Annotated in this window: 17 protein-coding genes and 1 pseudogene; 14 read left to right on the top strand and 4 right to left on the bottom strand. The window is 70.6% G+C overall.

Annotated elements, in window-relative coordinates; all coding sequences use genetic code 11:
- Window positions 1-120: 120 nt before the first annotated feature.
- The gene (locus L0U85_RS06845; RefSeq protein WP_241377009.1) at window positions 121-1347 is read left to right on the top strand and encodes an MFS transporter; all 1227 of its coding nucleotides are present in this window, start codon (window positions 121-123) and stop codon (window positions 1345-1347) included.
- A gap of 21 nt (window positions 1348-1368) precedes the next feature.
- Here L0U85_RS06845 and L0U85_RS06840 read toward each other — a convergent pair whose 3' ends face one another.
- From L0U85_RS06840 to L0U85_RS06830, 3 genes are all read right to left on the bottom strand, one after another.
- Window positions 1369-2880, bottom strand: a complete 1512-nt coding sequence (locus tag L0U85_RS06840; RefSeq protein WP_241377008.1) for an ABC transporter permease — start codon at window positions 2878-2880, stop codon at window positions 1369-1371.
- On the bottom strand, window positions 2877-3503 hold the full coding sequence (locus L0U85_RS06835; RefSeq protein WP_347177378.1) for an ABC transporter ATP-binding protein: 627 nt from the start codon (window positions 3501-3503) through the stop codon (window positions 2877-2879). Before L0U85_RS06835 ends, L0U85_RS06840 begins: the two co-directional genes overlap by 4 nt.
- Before the next feature lie 252 nt (window positions 3504-3755).
- Entirely contained in the window at window positions 3756-5615 is a 1860-nt protein-coding gene (locus L0U85_RS06830) for a carbamoyltransferase HypF (protein WP_241377006.1), read from the bottom strand.
- Between the two features lie 451 nt (window positions 5616-6066).
- Here L0U85_RS06830 and L0U85_RS06825 point away from each other — a divergent pair, with 451 nt between their 5' ends.
- From L0U85_RS06825 to L0U85_RS06800, 6 genes are all read left to right on the top strand, one after another.
- On the top strand, window positions 6067-6273 hold the full coding sequence (locus tag L0U85_RS06825; protein ID WP_241377005.1) for a hypothetical protein: 207 nt from the start codon (window positions 6067-6069) through the stop codon (window positions 6271-6273).
- Between the two features lie 60 nt (window positions 6274-6333).
- The gene (locus L0U85_RS06820; RefSeq protein WP_241377004.1) at window positions 6334-6753 is read left to right on the top strand and encodes a pyridoxamine 5'-phosphate oxidase family protein; all 420 of its coding nucleotides are present in this window, start codon (window positions 6334-6336) and stop codon (window positions 6751-6753) included.
- A 102-nt stretch (window positions 6754-6855) separates the two neighbouring features.
- Window positions 6856-7782, top strand: a complete 927-nt coding sequence (locus L0U85_RS06815) for an alpha/beta hydrolase (RefSeq protein ID WP_241377003.1) — start codon at window positions 6856-6858, stop codon at window positions 7780-7782.
- Between the two features lie 251 nt (window positions 7783-8033).
- Window positions 8034-9413 (top strand): RICIN domain-containing protein, encoded by a 1380-nt coding sequence (locus L0U85_RS06810; protein ID WP_241377043.1) that lies wholly within the window; start codon window positions 8034-8036, stop codon window positions 9411-9413.
- 148 nt (window positions 9414-9561) lie between these two features.
- On the top strand, window positions 9562-10359 hold the full coding sequence (locus tag L0U85_RS06805) for an inositol monophosphatase (RefSeq protein WP_241377002.1): 798 nt from the start codon (window positions 9562-9564) through the stop codon (window positions 10357-10359).
- Between the two features lie 2 nt (window positions 10360-10361).
- Window positions 10362-11141 (top strand): protein phosphatase 2C domain-containing protein, encoded by a 780-nt coding sequence (locus tag L0U85_RS06800; RefSeq protein ID WP_241377001.1) that lies wholly within the window; start codon window positions 10362-10364, stop codon window positions 11139-11141.
- Between the two features lie 57 nt (window positions 11142-11198).
- Here the strand turns inward: L0U85_RS06800 and L0U85_RS06795 are convergent, their stop codons facing one another.
- On the bottom strand, window positions 11199-12086 hold the full coding sequence (locus L0U85_RS06795) for a LysR family transcriptional regulator (protein ID WP_241377000.1): 888 nt from the start codon (window positions 12084-12086) through the stop codon (window positions 11199-11201).
- A gap of 71 nt (window positions 12087-12157) precedes the next feature.
- On the opposite strand from L0U85_RS06795, the gene L0U85_RS06790 reads away from it, so the two are divergent.
- The 7 genes and pseudogenes from L0U85_RS06790 to L0U85_RS06755 all read left to right on the top strand — a co-directional run bounded on the left by L0U85_RS06790 (window position 12158) and on the right by L0U85_RS06755 (window position 20163).
- Window positions 12158-13156 carry a putative sulfate exporter family transporter gene (locus L0U85_RS06790; protein ID WP_241376999.1) on the top strand — a complete coding sequence of 333 codons (999 nt, stop codon included), beginning with the start codon at window positions 12158-12160 and terminating at the stop codon, window positions 13154-13156.
- Window positions 13157-13331: 175 nt separating this feature from the next.
- Window positions 13332-14135 (top strand): GntR family transcriptional regulator, encoded by an 804-nt coding sequence (locus L0U85_RS06785; RefSeq protein WP_241376998.1) that lies wholly within the window; start codon window positions 13332-13334, stop codon window positions 14133-14135.
- A gap of 4 nt (window positions 14136-14139) precedes the next feature.
- A pseudogene (locus tag L0U85_RS06780) lies at window positions 14140-16826 on the top strand (fumarate reductase/succinate dehydrogenase flavoprotein subunit).
- A 34-nt stretch (window positions 16827-16860) separates the two neighbouring features.
- Window positions 16861-17088, top strand: a complete 228-nt coding sequence (locus L0U85_RS06770; RefSeq protein WP_241376995.1) for a ferredoxin family protein — start codon at window positions 16861-16863, stop codon at window positions 17086-17088.
- A 12-nt stretch (window positions 17089-17100) separates the two neighbouring features.
- Entirely contained in the window at window positions 17101-18513 is a 1413-nt protein-coding gene (locus tag L0U85_RS06765; protein WP_241376994.1) for an ABC transporter substrate-binding protein, read from the top strand.
- A gap of 22 nt (window positions 18514-18535) precedes the next feature.
- Entirely contained in the window at window positions 18536-19402 is an 867-nt protein-coding gene (locus tag L0U85_RS06760; RefSeq protein ID WP_241376993.1) for an ABC transporter permease, read from the top strand.
- On the top strand, window positions 19399-20163 hold the full coding sequence (locus L0U85_RS06755; RefSeq protein ID WP_241376992.1) for an ABC transporter ATP-binding protein: 765 nt from the start codon (window positions 19399-19401) through the stop codon (window positions 20161-20163). Before L0U85_RS06760 ends, L0U85_RS06755 begins: the two co-directional genes overlap by 4 nt.
- Window positions 20164-20170: the final 7 nt, after the last annotated feature.

Raw genomic sequence — 20170 nt, 5'->3', positions numbered from 1 at the left:
ACGAAGTGCAACCGTTCGTCATACTGACCCGGGGCCCTGTCCCGACGCGATGCCGCGCCGCCGTTGGGATGCTTGCGTTCGCACTCTCCGACAGGCACCCAATAAATAGGAGGACCGCCGATGCGAGCGACCACTGCGGCAGCAGCGACGACCACCGCCAGGCGCACCGGGCCCGGCACCAACCTGGCATTGGCGACAGCGACGTTCGCACTCACCTTCTGGGCGTGGAACCTCGTTGGGCCGCTTTCGAAGACCTACTCCGAGCGGCTTGATCTGTCGCCGACCCAGACGGCGATCCTGGTGGCGTTCCCGGTCCTCGTCGGCGCGGTGGGCCGCATCCCGGTCGGCATCCTGACCGACCGCTACGGCGGCCGGCTCATGTTCACCGTGATCAGCCTCGTCAGCGTCATCCCCACCGCACTGGTAGGACTGTCGGGCGGTTCCTTTGCGGCCCTGCTCGTCTCGGGCTTCCTGCTCGGCGTCGCCGGGACCTCGTTCGCCGTCGGCATCCCGTTCGTCAACTCCTGGTACGAACCGCGGCGGCGCGGCTTCGCCACCGGCGTGTACGGCGCGGGCATGGGAGGCACCGCGCTGTCGGCGATGCTGACCCCCAGACTGGTCGACTGGATCGGCCTGCAAGGTGCGCACTTCGCGATGTGCGCCGCGCTGGCGGCGATGGGCGCGATCGCCTGGACGTGCGCCCGCAACGCTCCCGGCTGGCGTCCCAACAACGAACCGGCGCTGCCGAGGTTCGCCGCGGTGCTGAGGCTGAAGGTCACTTGGCAGATGTCCATGTTGTACGCGCTGGCGTTCGGCGGCTTCGTCGCGTTCTCCACCTACTTGCCGACGATGCTGACCACCGCCTACGACTTCGCGCAGACCGAGGCGGGGATGCGCGCGGCCGGGTTCTCCCTGGCCGCCGTCGTCGCCCGGCCGCTCGGCGGCATCCTGTCCGACCGGATAGGCCCGGTGAAGGTGTGCCTGATCTCGTTCTTCGCCTCCGCGGCAACGGCGGTCGTGCTGGCCTTCCACCCGCCCGCCGAGTTGCCTGCCGGGGTCTCCTTCGTGCTCATGGCGACCGCGCTCGGTCTCGGCACCGGCGGGGTGTTCGCGCTCCTGGCGAAGCTCATCGAACCGTCCAGGGTCGGCGCTGTCACCGGCGTCGTCGGGGCGGCCGGAGGACTCGGCGGCTACTTCCCGCCGCTGGTGATGGGGGTGGTCTTCGAGCTGACCGGCAGCTACGCGATCGGGTTGGCGCTGCTGGCCGCCGCGGCGGTCGGCGTCGGAGTCTTCACCTTGCGGGCCTTCCGCACGCAGCTGAGCGAGGGACGATCCTCGTCCGCGTGACCCTCGCGGAACCGGCTCTTCTCAACTTCCGCTGGTGCGGCGGACCGGGGCGGCCGGTGCGTGGCGCCAGACGATTGCGGCGGCGACGCCGAGCACGAGCAGCCAGGCCAGTGCGAGCAGCAGCGAACCGATCTCGTTGAAGTCGGCGGTCAGGCCGCCGTCCAGCAGGACTCGGCTCGCGCCGTATCCGGGAAGCGGGCGGGCCCACGCCGGTGGTTCTGCGCGGAGCATCGGGCTCTGACCGATGCCGACGTCCAGGAACGGCACGAGGAATGCGATGAACACGCCGCTGACCCGACCGAAGACCGGGCCGAGGCAGACCCCGAGCAGGCCGTAGGTGAGGCCGAGCAATACGCTTCCGCCGGCGTAGACCGGCCACTGACGTGCGTCGAACACGGTTGCGGTGACCGCCAGCGACACGCCGGTGACCAGCAGGACCGCGAAGATGATCACCGCCAGACGCGCCGAGAAGAGCGGGATCGCGCGGAATCCGGCCTGGACGAGGCGCTGGTCGCCGGAGCGCGAATCGAGTACCACGAACAGTCCGGCGAGGGCCGCCAGGGAGGCGATCGCGATCGGAGCCATGGTCCCTGCGTGAACATCGGGCAGCCAGAAGGTCAGCTCGACCCTGCCGCCATCGTCAACAAGGGCCATTGTGGTCGACTCTTCCGGGGTTGCGGCCTCGGCCATCAGGATGAACACGCCCGGCACGATGATCAGCAGCGCCCACAGCACCGGATTGCGCCCGTAATCCCGCAGTCCCATCCGCACGCCGGTCGCAAACCGAGGCCACCGGGAGTCGGTGCGGAGGAACCGCGAGCGGCGGCGCGTGACGCGAGTGGTCGCGACGATGACCAGCCACCCGACGGCGAGGGAGCCGATCGTCCAGGTCAGCGCCCAGCCCAGGTCGCCGAGCCTGCCGCCGTGGCGGGACGGCAGGTCGACCATCCACAGCGTCACGAAATGGGTGGGGAGCCAGCGGGTGACGAGCCGGTCGGGTGAGGCTATGGCCGGACCGAAGAACACGTCGACGATCCACACGAACAAGATGAGCACAGTGCCGTTCACCGGGTTGCGCACCAGCGCGCCGACCAGTGCACCGATGGCCAGGTAGACACCCGCGAACATCAGTGTGCCCGCGAGCACTCGCCACGAGGGCTCCGCCGCGCCGCGGATCTCCAACGCCAGTAGCGCGGCTGCCGAGACCAGCAGCGCCAGGGCGAGTCCGGCGCCAAGGCGGGCGGACACCAGCCGGATGGGGCGCAGGCCGGCCAACACCAGTCGGCGGTCGACTGCCCGAGCCGCGCGGGTCTGGAAGTACATAGCAACCGCTGCCAGGAAGGCCGCGGCCCAGCCCGCGGTGGCAGTCTGCACCTCCAGTCCGCCTGGCCCGCCCAGCAGGCGCGCGGTGTCGGCCATGGATCCGGACGCCACGACCACGAACACGATCGGCACGAGCACCAGCACGATGAGGTTGACCGGGTTGCGGGCGTATTCGGACAGGAATCGGCGCGCGAACAGCAGGATCGTCATCGCGGGACCGCTCGCCCGTCGCGCAGTTCGATGATGCGGTCGAAGCGTTCCTCGTCGGCGACGAAGTGGCTGATGATCACCACGGCTCTGCCGATGGCGCGCCGGCTTGCGACCAGCTGCCAGAACTTCACGTAGGTGTCCCAGTCGAACCCGGCGTAGGGCTCGTCGAGCAGCAGCACGTCGGGGTCGGCCAGCAGCGCCAGTCCGAGATTCAGCTTTGCGAGCGTGCCTCCGGAGAGCCGATCGGCGCGGGTGGTCGCGTACTGCTCGAAGCCGAGCGCCTTGTAGAGACCGCTGCGGGCGCGGCGCTCCGCGTCCACGGACATCCGGTACGCGCGGCCGAACAGCTCGAAGTGCTCGTCACAGGTAAGCCGTTCGTAGACTACGGGTTCCTGCGGGCAGTAGCCCGCCCGGCCCGAGATCGACACTGTGCCGACGTCCGCCGCCAAACCGCCCACCAGGATCTTCATGAACGTCGACTTGCCCGAGCCGTTTTCACCGACGAGGCCCACGACCTCACCGGCCCTCACCGAGAGGTCGGCGCCGCGCAGCACCGGCAGACCGCGCCGCAGCGGCCACACTCCACGTCGGTAGGCCTTCCGAATGCCCGATGCCTCCAGCACCGGCGTGGCGTCGGCGCCGCCGCCGGTGCCTTGTCCTTCATCGGCCGCTCCAAGAGGCGACGGTGTCGTATTCACGGCTTCTCCCCGGTCGGTCACGTAATGCGAACGGTAGGCCCAAGTCGCGGGCGATATGTCGAAGTTCGGAACTCGCGGCTTTCCCCGGGGACCCCGCGCCCGGTGACCGCCGAAGTCGACGGTCCCCATGGGGCACGGATGGCGCCCGACGGCGACGACCTCAGCGGAACGCCGAGATCACCGCTCGCCTCCGGGCGCGAGGCGGGCGGCCAGGACCGCGGCCTGCCCGTAGGCGAGGCCGTCATTGCCCGGGGGGACCTGCTCGCCGAGGTGGACCTCGAAGCCGTCGGAGCGCAGCTCGTCGATCAGGCCCTGGGCGAGGATGCGGTTGGCGAACACGCCGCCGCCGAGGCACACCCGGTCGGTGTCGGCCCGATAGGCGGCGATCTTCACCAGTGCCGCAGTCGACTCCACTATGGAAGCGTGGAAGCGGGCGGCCACCAGGCTGATCGGCTGAGTCCGGGCGTCCGCGAGCATGGCCTGCAACGTCACCGACGGATCGAGCACCCACACGCCTTCGCGCTCGGTGATCTGCCACGGCAGCGGCCTGCCGCCGCGATCGCCGGCGGCGGCCTCAAGGCGCATCGCGGCCTCGCCCTCGAACGTGTTGTCGTCGCACAGGCCCAGCAGGCTCGCCGCGGCGTCGAACAGGCGGCCCGTGCTGGAGATCTTGGGGCAGTTGACGTCCCGTTCGATCATGCGGCGCACCGCCGCGACCTCCCAGGCGCCGATGCGGTTGAGGAACGGTGCGGCATAGGCGGTGTCTACCGAACCGAGCCCCGGTTCGGGGCCGAACAGGTAGCCCATGGCCATACGGGCGGGCCGTTCGACGGCACGCTCGCCGCCGGGCATGGGAACGCGCGCGATGCGCCCGGTGCGCTGGAATCCGGTGTAGTCGGCGACCATGATCTCCCCACCGCACATGGATCCGTCGGCGCCGTAGCCGAGTCCGTCGTAGGCGACTCCGACGAACGGGGCCCGCACGCCGTGCTCGGCGGCGCAGGCGACCACGTGGGCGTGGTGGTGCTGCACGCCGAAGCCTCCGGTCCCGTCCGTTTCCCCGGCGTACTGCGTCGGCAGGTGGTCGGGGTGGGGGTCGTGCGCCGCCGCGGTCTCCCGAATCGCGGGCGGCGCCGGGGCGTACCCGCGGGCGCGGCGCAGCAGCCGCGGCCGGCCGTCGACGACCTGGGCCACGGACTCCTCGAAGCGTGCCGCGATCGGCCTGTCGTGTGCGAGGATCCCGTCCACCGACAGGCCGAACTCGGAGGCCGCCTCGGTGTCGTCGATGACCATCGGCTCACCCTTCAGGTGCGCGCCGGTGACCACCAGGGGCCGGTCGAGGTCGTTCACGAGGAGATGGTGGAGGGGGCTGCAGGGCAGGAACAGGCCGACGCGGTCCGAGCCGGGCGCCAGGCTGCCGCTGAGGGTGCGGCGCGAGTCGGCCAAGACTATGGGACGGGCCGAATCGAGCAGCAGGTCCCGCTCGGTCGCGGTGAGGCAGGCGGCGGCCTTGGCGTCGCCGATGTCCCCGACCATGACGGCCATCGGCTTGGCCGGGCGCGCTTTGAGGCCGCGCAGCCGCGAGATGACCTGCTCGTTCGTGGCGTCGCACACCAGCTGGTAGCCGCCGATGCCCTTCACGGCCACCAGACCGCCGATCTCGATCGCGCGGACGGCGGCGGCGAGGGCTTGTTCGCCCTCGAGCTCGCCGCCGCGCCACGAGAGCCGGGGCCCGCAGGCCGGGCAGGCGATGGTCTCCGCGTGGAAGCGCCGGTCGGCGGGGTCCTCGTACTCCTCGCGGCACGCCGGGCACATCGCGAAGCGCCGCATCGTGGTGCGTTCACGGTCGTACGGGAGGTCCTCGATGACGCTGGCCCTGGGGCCGCACGAGGAGCAGTCGAGGAACGGGTACCGGTAGCGCCGACCGGCGCGGTCGAACAGTTCGGCCAGGCATTCGTCGCAAGTCGCCAGGTCGGGGGTGACGCCGCGCGACTCGATCCGCCGCGCGGCGGTGTCCGGAACGCTGATGGTCCTCATGGCCGCTCCCTTCGCTCTCGGGTCCAGCCTCGTGTAGTGAAGTCTCGCCAGGGAGGGCCCCGGAGCCCGACCGCCTGGGATCTTCGGCCCCGCCGGCGGCGGCCCGGGCGGTCTAGGTTGGCGGTACGGAGGAGAAAGAGGAGGCCGCCATGCTGCTGCCAGTGACGATCATCGGAGTCGGCAACGTCTACCGGCAGGACGACGCCGTGGGCATCGAGGTGGTGCACCGGCTCGGCGAGGCCCCTCTTCCCGGTTCGATCACCTTGGCGACCTCAGAAGCCGAGCCGGCCAGACTGGTGGAGCTGTGGGCGCAGTCCGAACTCGCGATCGTGATCGACGCCCTGGCGCTGCGCCGTCCGCGGCCCGGGACGATCCACCGGCTCGATGTCGACTCGTTCGAGAGGCGGACCGGGGATCGACCGGCTCGCACGGGCTCGGACTGGGCGCCGCGATGCGGTTGGCGTGCGAACTCGACCGGATGCCCGGGCGGCTCGTCGCCTACTCCGTCGAGATCGGCGAGTACTCCTTCGGCAGGGGCATGTCGTCTCCGGTGGCCGAGGCGGCCGACCGCATCGCCGAGCGCATTTCGGCGGACGTGGCCGAGCACCTGGAGGAACCGGGGATCGCACCCGCTCCGCAGGCCACTGCATCCGTTTGACCGGCCGGATCCCCGGCCGCCTGCTACCGTGCGATGAGAGGCGAGTCGCCTTGGAGGGCCATGGTGAAGACACAGCGAAACCTAGTCGAACTCGACCGAGCGCAGGCGCTCGGACTGCTCGAACGCGCCCCGTTCGGACGCGTCGCCTTCATCTCCGAGGGCTTCCCCACCATCAGGCCCTACAACCACGTCGTGGTCGACGGCGAGATCATCGTTCACACTCGACAGTCCACGGCGTTCGCGCAGGCCGTCATCGAGAGCGCGGGCCTTGAAGTGGCCTTCCAGGCTGACGAGATCGAACCACACCACAGGCTGGGCTGGAGCGTCGTCGTCTCCGGCATCGCCTCGGAGATGACCGATCGCCGTCGCGCCGAACCGCTCGCACGGCAGGTGCGGACGTGGATCGACCACCCCATGAACACCGTGATCGTCATCAAGCCGCAAGTGGTCTCGGGTTTCCGGCTCACCGTCGCGAACTGAGCGTAGGCGTCTCCCGCCGTTCCGAGGCCCCGGCCTCCCGGTGCTGATACCGCTTGCTGGACAATGAGGGTCGTTGGTTCCCCCTACCCTCTGGAGTCACCCATGCCGGTCCACGAGTACTTCGCCGAGATGTTCCGAGGCCTGGAGGAGGCGCGCGCGGCGGGCCGGACCGAACAGGAGGGGGAGGCGCTGGCGGAAGCGTTCACGCGCGACTACCAGGGACTCGCCGAGTCTTGGGACGCCGGAGGGATCAGCGTGGAGGATACCGCCGTCTCCGGCCCGCACGGCCCCGTCCCGCTGCGAACCTACCGTCCTCAGGGCCCGGTCACCGGCGCGGTGCTGTGGGCCCACGGCGGCGGATTCCTGGCCGGCGACCTCGACATGCCCGAGGCCCACGTGGTGAGCCTCGAACTGGCGCGGCGCGCGGGCGCGTTCGTGGTCTCGGTGGACTACCGGCTCGCCCAGGGCGGCGTCCGCTACCCCGTGCCGATCGACGACGTCCACGCGGCGTGGACCTGGCTGTGCGGACAGGATGTGGCCCAGATGCCGGTGGCGTTGGGCGGCGCGAGTGCCGGGGCGGCCCTGGCGCTCGCGACGGCGCTGCGCGCCAGGGACTTCGGGCCCCGGCCGGCGGACGCGCTGCTGCTCGCCTACCCGTTCGCGCACTTCCCGAATCCGGCGCTCGACCCGGCGGTGGGCGATGAGATGGCGGCCGTGCCGATGCGGTTCGATTCGGCCGGCATCGAGCACATGGTGAGGAACTATGTGGGCCGCATCAGCGATCTGCCGCCCGACGCGCTGCCGGGAGCGGCCCGGTTGGACGCGCTTGCGCCCACCAGGATCGTGGTCTCCGAGTACGACGACTTGCGCTCGTCGGCCGAACTGCTGGAACGCCAGTTGCGCGAACTCGGCGTCCCGGTCGAGTCGTACCTGGCCCCCGGCATGACCCACGGACACCTGAACCACCTGCCGCGACTGCCCGCGATCGACCGGTCCCTCGACTTCCTCGCCGGGGGACTCCACGGCTGATCCGGTGGCAAGAGCATTGGATGCGCTCCCATCGCCTACTTTTTAGATCCATTAGACAAAGGGCCTTCACAAACCTTCGTTCCTATGAAAACATCGAAGGTGATCGATTAAAATTTCCGCTTTGCGTGCGCCCTCGCACGAGATTGGTCAAGGTCATGGATCCCACCCGTTCCGTCCATTCGCCACCTCCCCCTCGACGCTCCCTTCGTCGCGTCCTGGTCAGCGTCCTGGCCACACTTGTCCTGGTGCCGATGGCCGTCCTCGCCGGGGCGGCGCCGGCCAGCGCGGACACCAGCCAGTTCAGGGGTCTCAACTGGGCCGTGCTGGGGGACAACTTCAGCACCGGACAGCTCGTCATCGACGGCTTGAGCTCCTCCGACAGCTACACGACCGTCCGGGCCAAGGCCGACGCCGTCTACGACGGGTTCGAGAACCACCTCGGCGCCAACACCGTCCGGCTGCCGATCAACACCCACACGGTCGGTTCGTCGTGGTGGAACGCCTACCGCGGCACGATCGACGCCGCGACCGACCGAGGATTCAAGGTCATCCTCGCGTACTGGGAGGACGGGGCGGCCTCCGGCGGCCGTATCACCGATATGGGCGCCTTCAACTCGATGTGGGACACCGTGGTGTCCCAGTACGGCTCCAACGACCGGGTCTACTTCGAGCCGATGAACGAACCCCACGGCTACAGCGCGAGCGAGTGGACGAACGTCGCCGTCGACTGGGTCGACGCCCGATCGTCGGTCCCGAGGGGTCGGATCCTCATCGGCGGCACCGGCTACAGCCAGGACCTCAGGCCGGTGTGCGACGACAGCCGCCTGGACGGCACTCTGCTGTCCTTCCACCACTACGCGTTCTTTTACGGCGACAACGACTACGCCGGCTGGCGCAGCCACGTCGAGACCCGCTTGGGGAACTGCGCCTCCCGCGCGGTCGTGACCGAGTTCGGCGCGCCGATGGACAACGGCCTCGACTACAGCGACCCGAACAGCACCGAGAACTTCGTCCGGCACATCCGCGCGGTCACCGACGTCATGCGCGCCAACGACATGGGTGGGACCTACTGGCCCGCGCTCGGCGGCAAGCCCGCCGACCGGGGCTATGACTGGTACTCCATGTTCGCGCTCGGCGGCAGCGGCACCGACCTGACCCTGACCGTCCGCAACAGCACCGGCGCCGACCGCCTCCAGTACGCCTGGGGCGACGGCGAGGCCCAGTCCACGGCCTTCGTGAGCCGCAATTCCGACAAGTGCGTCGACGTGGTGAGCGGCTCGACCGAGAACGGGGCCGAGATCATCCAGTGGGACTGCCACGGCGAGCTCAACCAGCAGTGGGAACTCCAGGACGCCGGCGAGGGCTACTACACGATCGTCTCCCAGTCGTCCGGCAGGTGTCTCGACGTCGACGCCGCCTCGACGGCCAACAACGCCAGGATCATCCAGTGGTCGTGCAACGGTGGCACCAACCAGCAGTGGCAGCTGCGCGACTCCGACAGCGGCTACGTCGAGATCGTCGCACGGCACTCCGGCAAGTGCCTCGACGTCATCAACTCCTCGACAGAGAACGGCACCCGGATCCAGCAGTACGACTGCTACGGCGGCACTAACCAGCAGTGGAGCATGTAGCGAGCTGAGCATGCGGCACCGCCGGGCGCCTCGGCGCCCGGCGGATTCCGAGTCGGGCAGGCGCTGAGGCGACGCGGACGCATATCCTCATCGAGGGGGCGGACACCCCGCACCCGAGACCGTGAACGACACAGCCGAGGGGCCCGCTTTGAGTCAGCTTCCCGAATTCCTGGAGATCGCCGAGCGCGCAGTGGATCTCGCAGTCGAGGTCATCGAGGCCGGACTCGGCACCGATCGGACGCTCAGCGGCAAGGGCGACCGCGACTTCGCCTCCGATCTCGACCTGGCGGTCGAGGACCGCCTCCGGGAGCACCTCGCCGAGGCCACACCGGACATTCCAATGCTCGGTGAGGAGCGCGGCGTCACCGGCGACACCGGTTCCGACTACGAATGGGTGCTCGACCCCATCGACGGGACCGTCAACTTCGTCCACGGGCTGCCGATGTACTGCGTCTCGCTCGCGCTGACCCGCCACGGCGACCCGGCGGTCGGGGTCGTCGCCGCACCGCGTCTGGGCGAGCGGTACAGCGCGGCGACGGGCCTGGGCGCGGTGCTCAACGGCTCGACCGTCGCCTGCTCGACCACCGGCGAGCTCTCGGAGGCCCTGGTCTCACTGCCGGACTTCGCCGTGGGGGAGCGGGCCGAGCGCGACAACGCCGACCGGCTGAGGCTCATCGGCGAACTCGTCCCTCGCGTCCAGCGCATCAGGATGATCGGCTCGGCGGCCCTGGACCTGTGCTGGATCGGGGTCGGCCGATTGGACGCCACCATGCTCCCGCAGGCCAACCTGTGGGACGTCGCGGCCGGTGTGGTGGTCGCCCGGGAGGCGGGCGCGATGGTCCTCGACCGGCACGGCGAGCCGTACGGCGCCGGGTCGACCTCGGTGCTGGCCATGACGAGCGGCCTGAAATCACAGGTCGGAGCCCTGGTCGCGGCGATCGGATAGGGATGGCGCTCCAGATCCGGGCGGCCACCGCCGCTGGCGGCGATCATCCGAACGAGGACTACTTCCTGGCCTCGAACTCCTGGGCGGTCGTGCTCGACGGCGTGACCCGCTATCCAGACGACGGCTGCGTCCACGATGTGCCTTGGTACGTCGCGCGTCTGGGCGCCGCTCTGGCATCGGCGCTGGCGACCGGACCGGCACTGCGGGAGGCTCTGGCGCGCGGGATCGAAGTGGTCGCGGACGCCCACCGTGCCACCTGCGACCTGGAGAACCCGGTCTCGCCCGCCGCCACGGTCGCCATCGCCCGATTCGCCGAGGACCGGTTCGAATGGCTGGTCCTCGGCGACTGCGCGATCGCCTGGAGACGGCCGGGCCGACCGGTCGAAGCCCGCTCGGACGACCGACTGGCCCGCCTCGCGGACCCGCCGCGGCCGATCGTGGTCGGCGGCCTGCGCCGCTATTCGATCGAGTACGTCGCCCGGGTCCGGAACCGACCGGGCGGCTTCTGGGTCGCGTCGACCGACCCCGACGCCGCCGACCAGGCGCTCACCGGAACCGAGCCCTTCGCGGGCCTCGAAGCGGCCGCGCTCCTGAGCGACGGCCTGACCCGCCTGGTCGAACGCTACGGCCGCACCTGGACCCAGCTGCTCGACCTCGGCCTGTCCCAGGGGCCCGCGAGCCTGATCGCGACCGTCCGCGCAGCCGAGCGATCGGACCGGCGCTTCGGCGACCTCGCCAAGCGCCACGACGACGCCACGGCGGTGCTGCTCGGCCCGCGCTAGCGGGGCGCTTCGCATTCGGCCACGCGCCGGTTCGAAGACGTGCCGCCTCTTGTGGACTCAGTGGAGTGCGGCCTGCAGCACCGCTCGCGCGGCGTCCGTCGGCGTGTCGTGCGGGCGGGTCACCGCCCAGAAGTCCCGGCCGAGGTCGAGACCGGTGACCTCGACGGCCGCGAGCCGGCCGTCGGCGAGTTCCTCTCGCAGGCTCAGCTCGGAGAGGACGACCGGTCCGACACCCGCCACCGCGGCGGCCTTCAACGCCGCATTCGAGGCGAGCGTGGTGCCGGGCGTCAGCTCCAGGCCGTGCGCGCCGAGAGCCGACTCCAGCGTGTCCCTTGTGCCCGAGCCGGGTTCGCGCACCAGCACCCCCGCCTCCGCGAGATCACGGGGCCCGATCGACTCCCGTGCGGCCCACGGGTGCGCGGGAGGGACCGCCACCCGCAGCAGGTCCCCGCCGATCCGGCGCCTGCGCAGGCCGGGCAGCCGCGTCGAGGTCTCCACGAATCCCAGGGCCGCCCTACCGTCGCGGACCATGGCCGCGACCTCTGTGGAGTTCCCGACGGTGACGGTCACCTGGATCTCGGGGTGCCGCCGCGCCATCTCGGCGAGCCACTTCGGCGCGCGATGCTCCGCGATCGTCATGCTCACCGCCACCGACGTGTCGTTCCGCTGCGTCGTGCGCAGCATGGCGACCGACGCCGAGAAGTTCTGCGCGGCGTTGAGCAGCAGCGTCGCCCAGTCCACCACCACTTTTCCCGCGGGAGTGAGAGTCGTGCCCCGGTTCGAGCGGACGAGGATAGGCACGCCGAGCTGCCGTTCGAGACGGGTCATCCGGCGGCTCGCCTGGGGCTGGGACAGCCCGTGAGCGGCGGCCGCCGCTCCGATGCTCCCGTGTGCGACGACATCGGCGAGCAACTGGAGATCCGCAAGGTCGGGGACATTTGCCATGCGTGAAGTGTATGGCAGGGATGCCGAATCGACGGCTACCGCATGGCCGGGGCCGTCCGTACGTTGAGCGCATGACGGCGCCCCTGAAACAGACGGTCACGCGCGGCTCCACGGTCGCGGTCGGATGGTTGGCGCTCGGCGTCCTCCTCGCCTGGACCGCGCACTCGCTCGTGCCGGTGGTCGGCCTGCTGACCTGGTCGGTCCTGCTCGGCCTCGTGGCGGGAAACATCGCCGTGATCCGAACCGGCACCCGCGTCCCGCTGGCCGCCCTGACCAAACGCGTGCTCCGCATCGGCGTCGTACTCCTCGGCCTCGGCCTCTCGGCGGGCGCGGTGCTCTCGCTCGGCCTGCCCGTACTCGGCCTGGTGGCCGCGGTCCTCGGGCTCACCCTGGCGGGTACGACGCTGCTCGGGCTCCGGCTGGGGCTCGGCGGTCCGCGGAGCCTGCTCCTGGGGACCGGGTTCGCGATCTGCGGGGCCTCCGCGATCGCCGCGATGGAGGAGCACGCCGGGGCTGACGAAGAGGACGTCGCCGTCGCCGTCGGCATGGTGACCCTCTTCGGGACCGTCGCCATGGTCGGGCTGCCCCTGCTGCAGGAGCCGCTGGGGCTCTCGGCGACGTCGTTCGGCATCTGGGTCGGGGCGAGCGTGCACGAGGTCGGGCAGGTCGTCGGCGCGGCCGGCGGCGCCGGCGCCTTCGCGTTGGGGCTCGCGGTCGTCGTCAAGCTGACCCGGGTCCTCCTGCTGGCCCCGGTGGTGCTGGCGGTCGCCGCCTGGCGGCGCCGAAGGGCGCGGCGCACCGGGGGCGCCGTGCCGCCGGTGGTGCCGGTCTTCGTCGCCGGGTTCGTGCTCTGCGTCGCCCTGCGCTCGACCGGGCTGCTGCCCGAATGGTTCCTGGCGGTCGCCGAGGTGCTCCAACAGGTGACGCTGGCGGCCGCGCTGTTCGGGATGGGAACCGCGGTCCGGCTGCGCGCGCTCGCCGCGAGAAGCGGCCCGGCGCTGGTGGTGGCCTCGGTCTCGACGCTGTTCATCGCCGGGGCCTCCCTCGCGGGCGTTCTCGCCCTCGCCTGACGCCCCGGGACGGTCCGCATCCCCGAAATGCCCCGGCGTATACCGGCGAATTCGCGGCGGATTCGCCGTCTGCAGACCGTTCACGCAGGTCATTGAGGCCACGCAAGGGTGGCGTAACAGCCGAGTAATTGATGGGAACCCGGATGTGTAATACGCCACACGAATGATCACTTCCATGAAAGCCACCAAGACGGTACCGAGGGCGGCCCGCGGCCGACGCTCCGGGCCGGTACGCCGCATCCGGGACGTACTGCGCACCCGGATCCTCGAGGGCGTCTACGGCGCCCTGCCGCTGCCGTCGGAGACCGACCTGGCCCTGGAGTTCAACGCCAGCCGCAACGTCGTCCGCGAAGTACTGGCGCTGCTGCGGGACGAAGGCCTCGTCACCCGAATCCAAGGCTCCGGCACGTTCGTGGTCTCGGCGAAGGCCGACCACGGGCTGGACCGGCTCCGCGGCCTGGCCGAGACGTTCGACTCCCGGTACCCGAGGGTCACCAACCGGATCCTGCTCGCCGAGCTCGTCCCCGCCGTGCCCCTGGTCGCCGAGCGGCTGCGCATCGAGCCGGGCGCACCGGTGATGGCCTTGGAGCGGCTCCGGATGCTCGACGGCGAGGCCGTGTCGCTGGACGCCAGCTACCTGCCCGCCGACGTGGGAGAGCCGCTGCTCATGCACGACCTGGAGCACCGCGACGTGTTCTCGCTGATCGAGTCCGAGCTCGGGCTGCCCCTCGGCGAGGCCCGGGTCGTCATCGAATCGGTGGCGGCCGACCCGACCGTGGCCGGCGTCCTCGAAGCCCGTGTCGGCTCACCGCTGCTCTATGTGGAGCGCCTCGCCCACACCGACGACGGGCGCCCGGTCGACCTCGAATTCCTCCGCTTCCGCGGCGACCGGATATCGCTCTCGACCCTCCTCGTCCGCCACCCCGTCCACAACCCGTTCCTACCCGAGCCCGTTGAACTCCCGGAAGAAAGTGAGTGATCAGATGCAGATCCCGCAGGTAGACGACCGGCGCCGCCTAGAGTGCGACGTGCTCGTCGTCGGCGGCGGCACCGCCGGCACGATGGCGGCGCTCACCGCCGCACGTCACGGCGCGTCGGTGCTGATCATGGAGAAGGCCCATGTCCGGCACTCCGGCGCGCTTGCGATGGGCATGGACGGCGTCAACAACGCCGTCGTCCCCGGCAAGGCCACCCCCGAGGACTACGTCGCCGACATCACCGTCGCCAACGACGGCATCGTCAACCAGCGGACCGTCCACCGGACCGCCACTCGCGGCTTCGAGATGGTGCAGCGTCTGGAGTCCTACGGCGTGAAGTTCGAGAAGGACGAGCACGACGAGTACGCCGTCCGCAAGGTCCACCGGTCCGGGAGCTACGTGCTGCCGATGCCGGAGGGCAAGGAAGTCAAGAAGGTCCTCTACCGCGAGCTCCGCTCGCGCAAGGTGCGCGCCAACGTCATGATGACGAACCGGGTGATGCCGGTCCGGGTGCTCACCGAGGACGGCCGGGCGGTCGGCGCGGTCGGGTTCGACACCCGCACCGGCGAGTTCGTCACGGTCTCGGCCGGCGCGGTCATCCTGGCCGCCGGCGCCTGCGGACGGCTCGGCCTCCCGGCCAGCGGCTACCTCTACGGCACCTACGAGAACCCGACCAACGCCGGCGACGGCTACGCCATGGCCTACCACGCGGGCGCCGAGCTCAGCGGAATCGAATGCTTCCAGATCAACCCGCTGATCAAGGACTACAACGGACCGGCCTGCGCCTATGTCGCCAACCCGTTCGGCGGCTACCAGGTCAACGGTGAAGGCAACCGGTTCGTCGACTGCGACTACTGGTCCGGCCAGATGATGGCCGAGGTCAAGCGTGAGCTCGACAGCTCCCGCGGGCCGATCTACCTCAAGCTCAGCCACCTACCCGACACCACGATCGGCGAGATCGAGGGGATCCTGCACACCACCGAGCGGCCCACGCGCGGCACCTTCCACGCCGGCCGCGGCACCGACTACCGCGAGCGCGACATCGAGATGCACATCTCCGAGATCGGCCTGTGCAGCGGCCACTCCGCCTCCGGCGTGTGGGTCGATGAGCACGCCCGGACCACCGTCCCAGGCCTGTACGCCGCCGGCGACATGGCCTGCGTGCCGCACAACTACATGATCGGCGCGTTCGTTTACGGCGACATCGCCGGCGAGGACGCCGCGTCGTACGCCAAGACCGCGGCCCGTCCCGAACTCCCCGAAGATCAGATCGAGGCCGCTCACGACCTGATCTACCGGCCGGCGTCCAACCCGGAGGGACCACCCCAGCCCCAAGTGGAGTACAAGTTGCGCCGCTTCGTCAACGACTACCTCCAGCCGCCCAAGACCGAGCGCTACCTGACACTCGGAGTCGAGGCGTTCGAGCGGATGCGTGTCGACATCGCCCAGATGGGCGCCCGCACCCCGCACGAGCTGATGCGGTGCGCCGAGGTCACCTTCATTCGCGACTGCGCCGAGATGGCCGCCCGCGCCTCGCTCACTCGCACCGAGAGCCGCTGGGGCCTCTACCACTCCCGCGACGACCTGCCGGTCCAAGACGACGCGAACTGGTTCTGCCACCTCAACCTCAGCAAGGACCCGTCGAACGAGCAGATGCGGTTCGACCGGCGGCCGGTCGCGCCGTACATCGTCCCGGTGCCCGGCTTCGTCCGGCCCGACGGCGTCCCCGACGCGCCCGCACCGCGCGGCACCGAGCTCGCGGAGGCATGGCGATGAGCGCGGCGCAGAGCGGCCGGATCCTGGCCCTGCTGGAACTCGTCGACGAGGCCCCCGAAGTCGAGGAGCTGGCCTCCTATCTCGCCGACCCCGACCCCGAGGTGCGCCGCACCGCCCTCTCGGTGCTCAGCGAGGCCGCCGACGACTGGAAGGAGGCCTCACCGGTCTTCGCCGCGGCGCTCCTCGACGCCGACGCCGCGGTGCGCGACCGCGCCGCCGATCTGCTGCGCGAACTGCGGGAGGTCATCGAGCCGAGCCCCGAGTTCGAGTCCGGCCTCAGGGCGGCGCTCGACCACTCGGAGGCCGCGATCCGGGTCGCGGCCATCGGAGCCCTGTGGCGGCACCGACTCACCGGCGCGGCCGAACTCGGCTCGATCCTGCGCGACCCCGACGAGCGCGCGCGCCGTGAGGCAGTGCTCGGGATGGTCTCCCTGGACGACCTCGACGGCCTCGCCGCCGCCTCCGGCGACCCCTCGCCATGGGTGCGGATCGCCGCCGCCCGCGGCATCGGCGCCGTCGGCGACCCGCGCGGGATCGCCACGCTCACCCGGATGCACGACGACGACGACCCGCTGGTCCGAGCCGCCTCGCTGGCCGCCCTGGCACAGACCGGCTGCACCGACGACGCGGCCGGACTCGCGGTGCGGGCCCTCGACGACCCCTCCTGGGAAGTCCGGCAGGCCGCGGCCACCGCACTGGCCGCATCGAACGTCTCAGCCACAGTAGACCCCCTGATCACGGCCTCCACCGATCCGAACCTCGACGTGCGCAAGGCCGCGGTGAAGGCGCTCATGCCGCGGCTGGCCGGACACCCGCACGTCCGCGAGGCCCTGCTGCGCGCCCAAGGAGACGTGGACGCCGACGTCCGCGCCTTCGCCCGCATCGCCCTGGAAGACCACCCCGACCATCACGCCTGATTTCCAACCGAGACTCTTCGAGAGGACACCCCCCATGGCTCAAGCGAACTCCCGCGCCGATGTACCCGTCACCGTCGACGAAGAGAAGTGCATCGACGGCTGCACCCTCTGCGTCGACATGTGTCCGCTGGACTCCCTGGCGATCCACCCCGAGACCGGCAAGGCCTACATGCACGTCGACGAGTGCTGGTACTGCGGCCCCTGCGCCGCCCGCTGCCCCGTCGACGCCGTGACCGTCAACATCCCTTACCTCCTGCGCTGAAGGACTCCTCACATGAACATCACCCGAAAGGCCGCCGCCGCATTCGCCGCCGCGGCCGTGCTCGGCACCACCGCCTGTAGCGCTGCAGGCGGCGCCGAGGACGGCACCGTCCCGGTCGCCATCGGCTACCAGTCGAAGACCATCAACACCGTCACCGCCGGCACCCTCATGCGGGAGCTGGGACTGCTCGACGAGCACCTCGCCGCCGCCGCTGAGGAGACCGGCAAGACCTACGACCTGACCTGGCACGACTTCGCCTCCGGCCCGCCGCTGACCGCCGAGATGATCGCCGGGAAGGTGCACATCGGCTCGATGGGCGACTACCCGCTGTCGGTCAACGGCGCGAAGACCGCCGAACTCGGCGACGTCAAGACCGACTGGGTAAGCGTCACCGGCTACAACCTCCGCGGCTCGCTCAACCAGATCGTGGTCCCGACCTCGTCCGACGCGAAGACCCTCGCCGACCTGGAAGGCGGGATCATTTCGACCAGCCTCGGCTCTACCGCACACGGCAACCTGGTCAGCGCCCTCGACGCGGACGGCATGTCGCCCGAGGACGTCGAGATCCTCGGCCAGGACCCCCCGGTCGGCGTCACCGCCCTCGAAAGCGAACAGGTCGCGGCACTGGCCCAGTTCGTGCCCTTCCCACAGCGGGTCATCTTCTCCGGCGAGGGCCGCCTCCTCCACGACGGCGACACCGGCGTCCCCACCTTCCACGGCGTGGTCGCGTCGGAGGCCTACACCGAAGAACACCCCGAAGTCCTGCAGGCGTTCCTGGCCGCACAGAAAGAGGCCACCGAATACCTCTACGAGCACCCCCTCGAAGCCGCGATGACGGTCGCCGAAGCCACCGGCCTGCCGCCAGAGGTCGTCTACCTGTACAACGGACCGGGCGGCGCGGTCACCTTCGACCTGACCATCAAGGACGAGCTCGTCGGCGCCGTCGAGACCGGACTGCCGTTCCTCGAAGAACTCGGCGCCCTCGAAACGCTCGACCTCGGCGACTTTGTCGACGAGGAGCCGCTCGAGGAGCTCTACGGCTCCGAATACGACGCGCTCAAGACCTCCCTGACCAACCCGTCGGCGATCACCGGCCACGACGAGGTCTGCGACGCCGACGTCGCCGACCCCGCCACCGCCTCCGAGGCCTGGCCGGCCGAAGCGGACGCCACCGAGGTCGCCGCCACCCCGACCTGCCTGCTCCGCCTGGTCGCCGAAGGCGGGCAGTACCGGGCGCTCTACGTCCCGGACGCCGCTTCCGGAACCCGCATCTTCGGCGACTACGCCACCTGGGTGCACGACCCCGACGGTGAGGACACCATGACCCTCCTGCCGTTCGCGACCGTCGCCGACGCCGAGGCGTACGCCGCCGAACACACCGGATCAGAGGTCATCGACTACCAAGCCGCCCTCGACCGCGTGTGACAGCCAGGAAGGAACCGAACCCATGACGACCACACAGGAACGGCTGTCCGCCGAACCCGCCTCCCCGGCCGCGCCGCCCGCGGCCGAGGCGACGGCGACGCGGCCGCGCCGATCGCCGCTTCACGCCGTCCGCCGACTGCTGCCGGCGGTCCCGATCCTCGCCGCCTTGGCGGTGTGGCAGCTGCTCACGTCGTACGACGTCGTCGCGTGGGTGCGGTTCGACAAGATTCCCGGCCCCGGTGAAGTCGGTGCCGCGATGACGGCCCAGCTGGAGTCGGCGGTGTTCTATCAGCACGTCGTCTCCAGCCTGGGCCGCATCCTCTCCGGATTCGCGCTGGCCGGCCTGGCAGGGGTGCTGACCGGGATCGCCGTCGGGCGCTCGAAGATCGCCGCCGCCCTCGTGCGGCCGCTCATCGAAGTCGCCCGGCCGATCCCGGCCATCGCCCTGGTCCCGATCGCCATCCTGCTGTTCCCCACCAGCGAGCAGGGAATCGTGTTCATCACCTTCTTCGCGGCCTTCTTCCCGGTCACCGTGGCGACCATCCACGCGATGAAGGCACTCCCGCCGGTGTGGACCGACGCGGCCCGCACCCTCGGGGCGAGCCGCTTCCAGATCCTGCTGCACGTCGTCGTCCCCGGCGCGATGCCGTCCATCTTCTCCGGGCTGTCGGTGAGCATGGGCGTCGCCTGGATCTGCGTGATCAGCGCCGAGATGATCTCCGGCCAGTTCGGCGTCGGCTACTGGACCTGGATGTCCTACTCGCTGCTCGACTACGCGGGCGTGGTCACCGGCATGCTCACCATCGGAGTCCTCGGATTCACCACCTCCTGGGCGATCGAGCGGGTGGGCCGCCGCGTAAACCGGTGGCTGCCTGGGGAGGGCGCATGAGCACCGCGACCGAGACAGGAGCGAAGGTCGAACTGCGCGAGGTGCGCATCGACTACGCCGACGGACCCGCCGCCGACCTGGACCTGACCGTCGCGCCCGGCGAAGTGGTGATGCTGCTGGGGCCTTCCGGCTGCGGCAAGTCGACGATCCTGCGGGCCCTCGCCGGGCTCCAGCCGATCGCCGCCGGCGCCGCCAGCGTCGACGGCGAACCGCACGACCAGAGCCACAAGTGCGCCATGGTCTTCCAAGAGGACGCCCTCCTGCCCTGGCGCACGGCGCGGCGCAACGTCGAGTTCGCGCTGGCGATGCGCGGCGTGCCCCGCCCGCAGCGGCGCGCTCTCGCCGTCGACCTGCTCGGGCAGGTCGGTCTCACCGACTTCGCCGAGCACCTGCCGCGGCGGCTGTCCGGCGGGATGCGCCAGCGCGTCCAATTGGCGCGGACCCTGGCCGCGCGGCCGCGGGTCCTGCTCATGGACGAGCCCTTCGGCGCGCTCGACGCCCAGACCCGACTGGAGATGCAGCGCCTGCTCGTCTCGGTCTGGCGGCGGCACCGCACGACGATCATGTTCGTCACCCACGATGTCGACGAGGCGCTGCTCCTGGCCGACCGGGTGGTCGTTCTGAGCCCCCGCCCGGCCAGGGTGGTCCGCGTCGTCGACGTGGACTGCCCGCGCGAGCCGGACGCCCAACTCGAGCCGACGTTCGCCCGGCAGCGCCAGGAGATCCTCGCGCTGCTCGGCCACGACCTCACCAAGCCCTGACCCGAAT

The organism is Glycomyces sp. L485 (assembly GCF_022548875.1).
In the GTDB taxonomy this organism is placed as follows: Bacteria; Actinomycetota; Actinomycetes; order Mycobacteriales; family Micromonosporaceae; genus Glycomyces.
The sequence above is the reverse complement of the archived record's forward strand: the minus strand, read 5'-3'. Positions and strand labels throughout refer to the sequence as shown.

What these genes read in the sequence shown, in the direction of transcription:
- L0U85_RS06845 (WP_241377009.1), top strand. Translation starts at nt 121, where the DNA reads ATGCGAGCGACCACTGCGGCAGCAGCGACGACCACCGCCAGGCGCACC.
- L0U85_RS06840 (WP_241377008.1), bottom strand. Translation starts at nt 2,880, where the DNA reads ATGACGATCCTGCTGTTCGCGCGCCGATTCCTGTCCGAATACGCCCGC.
- L0U85_RS06830 (WP_241377006.1), bottom strand. Translation starts at nt 5,615, where the DNA reads ATGAGGACCATCAGCGTTCCGGACACCGCCGCGCGGCGGATCGAGTCG.
- L0U85_RS06825 (WP_241377005.1), top strand. Translation starts at nt 6,067, where the DNA reads ATGCGGTTGGCGTGCGAACTCGACCGGATGCCCGGGCGGCTCGTCGCC.
- L0U85_RS06820 (WP_241377004.1), top strand. Translation starts at nt 6,334, where the DNA reads ATGGTGAAGACACAGCGAAACCTAGTCGAACTCGACCGAGCGCAGGCG.
- L0U85_RS06815 (WP_241377003.1), top strand. Translation starts at nt 6,856, where the DNA reads ATGCCGGTCCACGAGTACTTCGCCGAGATGTTCCGAGGCCTGGAGGAG.
- L0U85_RS06810 (WP_241377043.1), top strand. Translation starts at nt 8,034, where the DNA reads ATGGCCGTCCTCGCCGGGGCGGCGCCGGCCAGCGCGGACACCAGCCAG.
- L0U85_RS06800 (WP_241377001.1), top strand. Translation starts at nt 10,362, where the DNA reads ATGGCGCTCCAGATCCGGGCGGCCACCGCCGCTGGCGGCGATCATCCG.
- L0U85_RS06795 (WP_241377000.1), bottom strand. Translation starts at nt 12,086, where the DNA reads ATGGCAAATGTCCCCGACCTTGCGGATCTCCAGTTGCTCGCCGATGTC.
- L0U85_RS06790 (WP_241376999.1), top strand. Translation starts at nt 12,158, where the DNA reads ATGACGGCGCCCCTGAAACAGACGGTCACGCGCGGCTCCACGGTCGCG.
- L0U85_RS06785 (WP_241376998.1), top strand. Translation starts at nt 13,332, where the DNA reads ATGAAAGCCACCAAGACGGTACCGAGGGCGGCCCGCGGCCGACGCTCC.
- L0U85_RS06770 (WP_241376995.1), top strand. Translation starts at nt 16,861, where the DNA reads ATGGCTCAAGCGAACTCCCGCGCCGATGTACCCGTCACCGTCGACGAA.
- L0U85_RS06765 (WP_241376994.1), top strand. Translation starts at nt 17,101, where the DNA reads ATGAACATCACCCGAAAGGCCGCCGCCGCATTCGCCGCCGCGGCCGTG.
- L0U85_RS06760 (WP_241376993.1), top strand. Translation starts at nt 18,536, where the DNA reads ATGACGACCACACAGGAACGGCTGTCCGCCGAACCCGCCTCCCCGGCC.
- L0U85_RS06755 (WP_241376992.1), top strand. Translation starts at nt 19,399, where the DNA reads ATGAGCACCGCGACCGAGACAGGAGCGAAGGTCGAACTGCGCGAGGTG.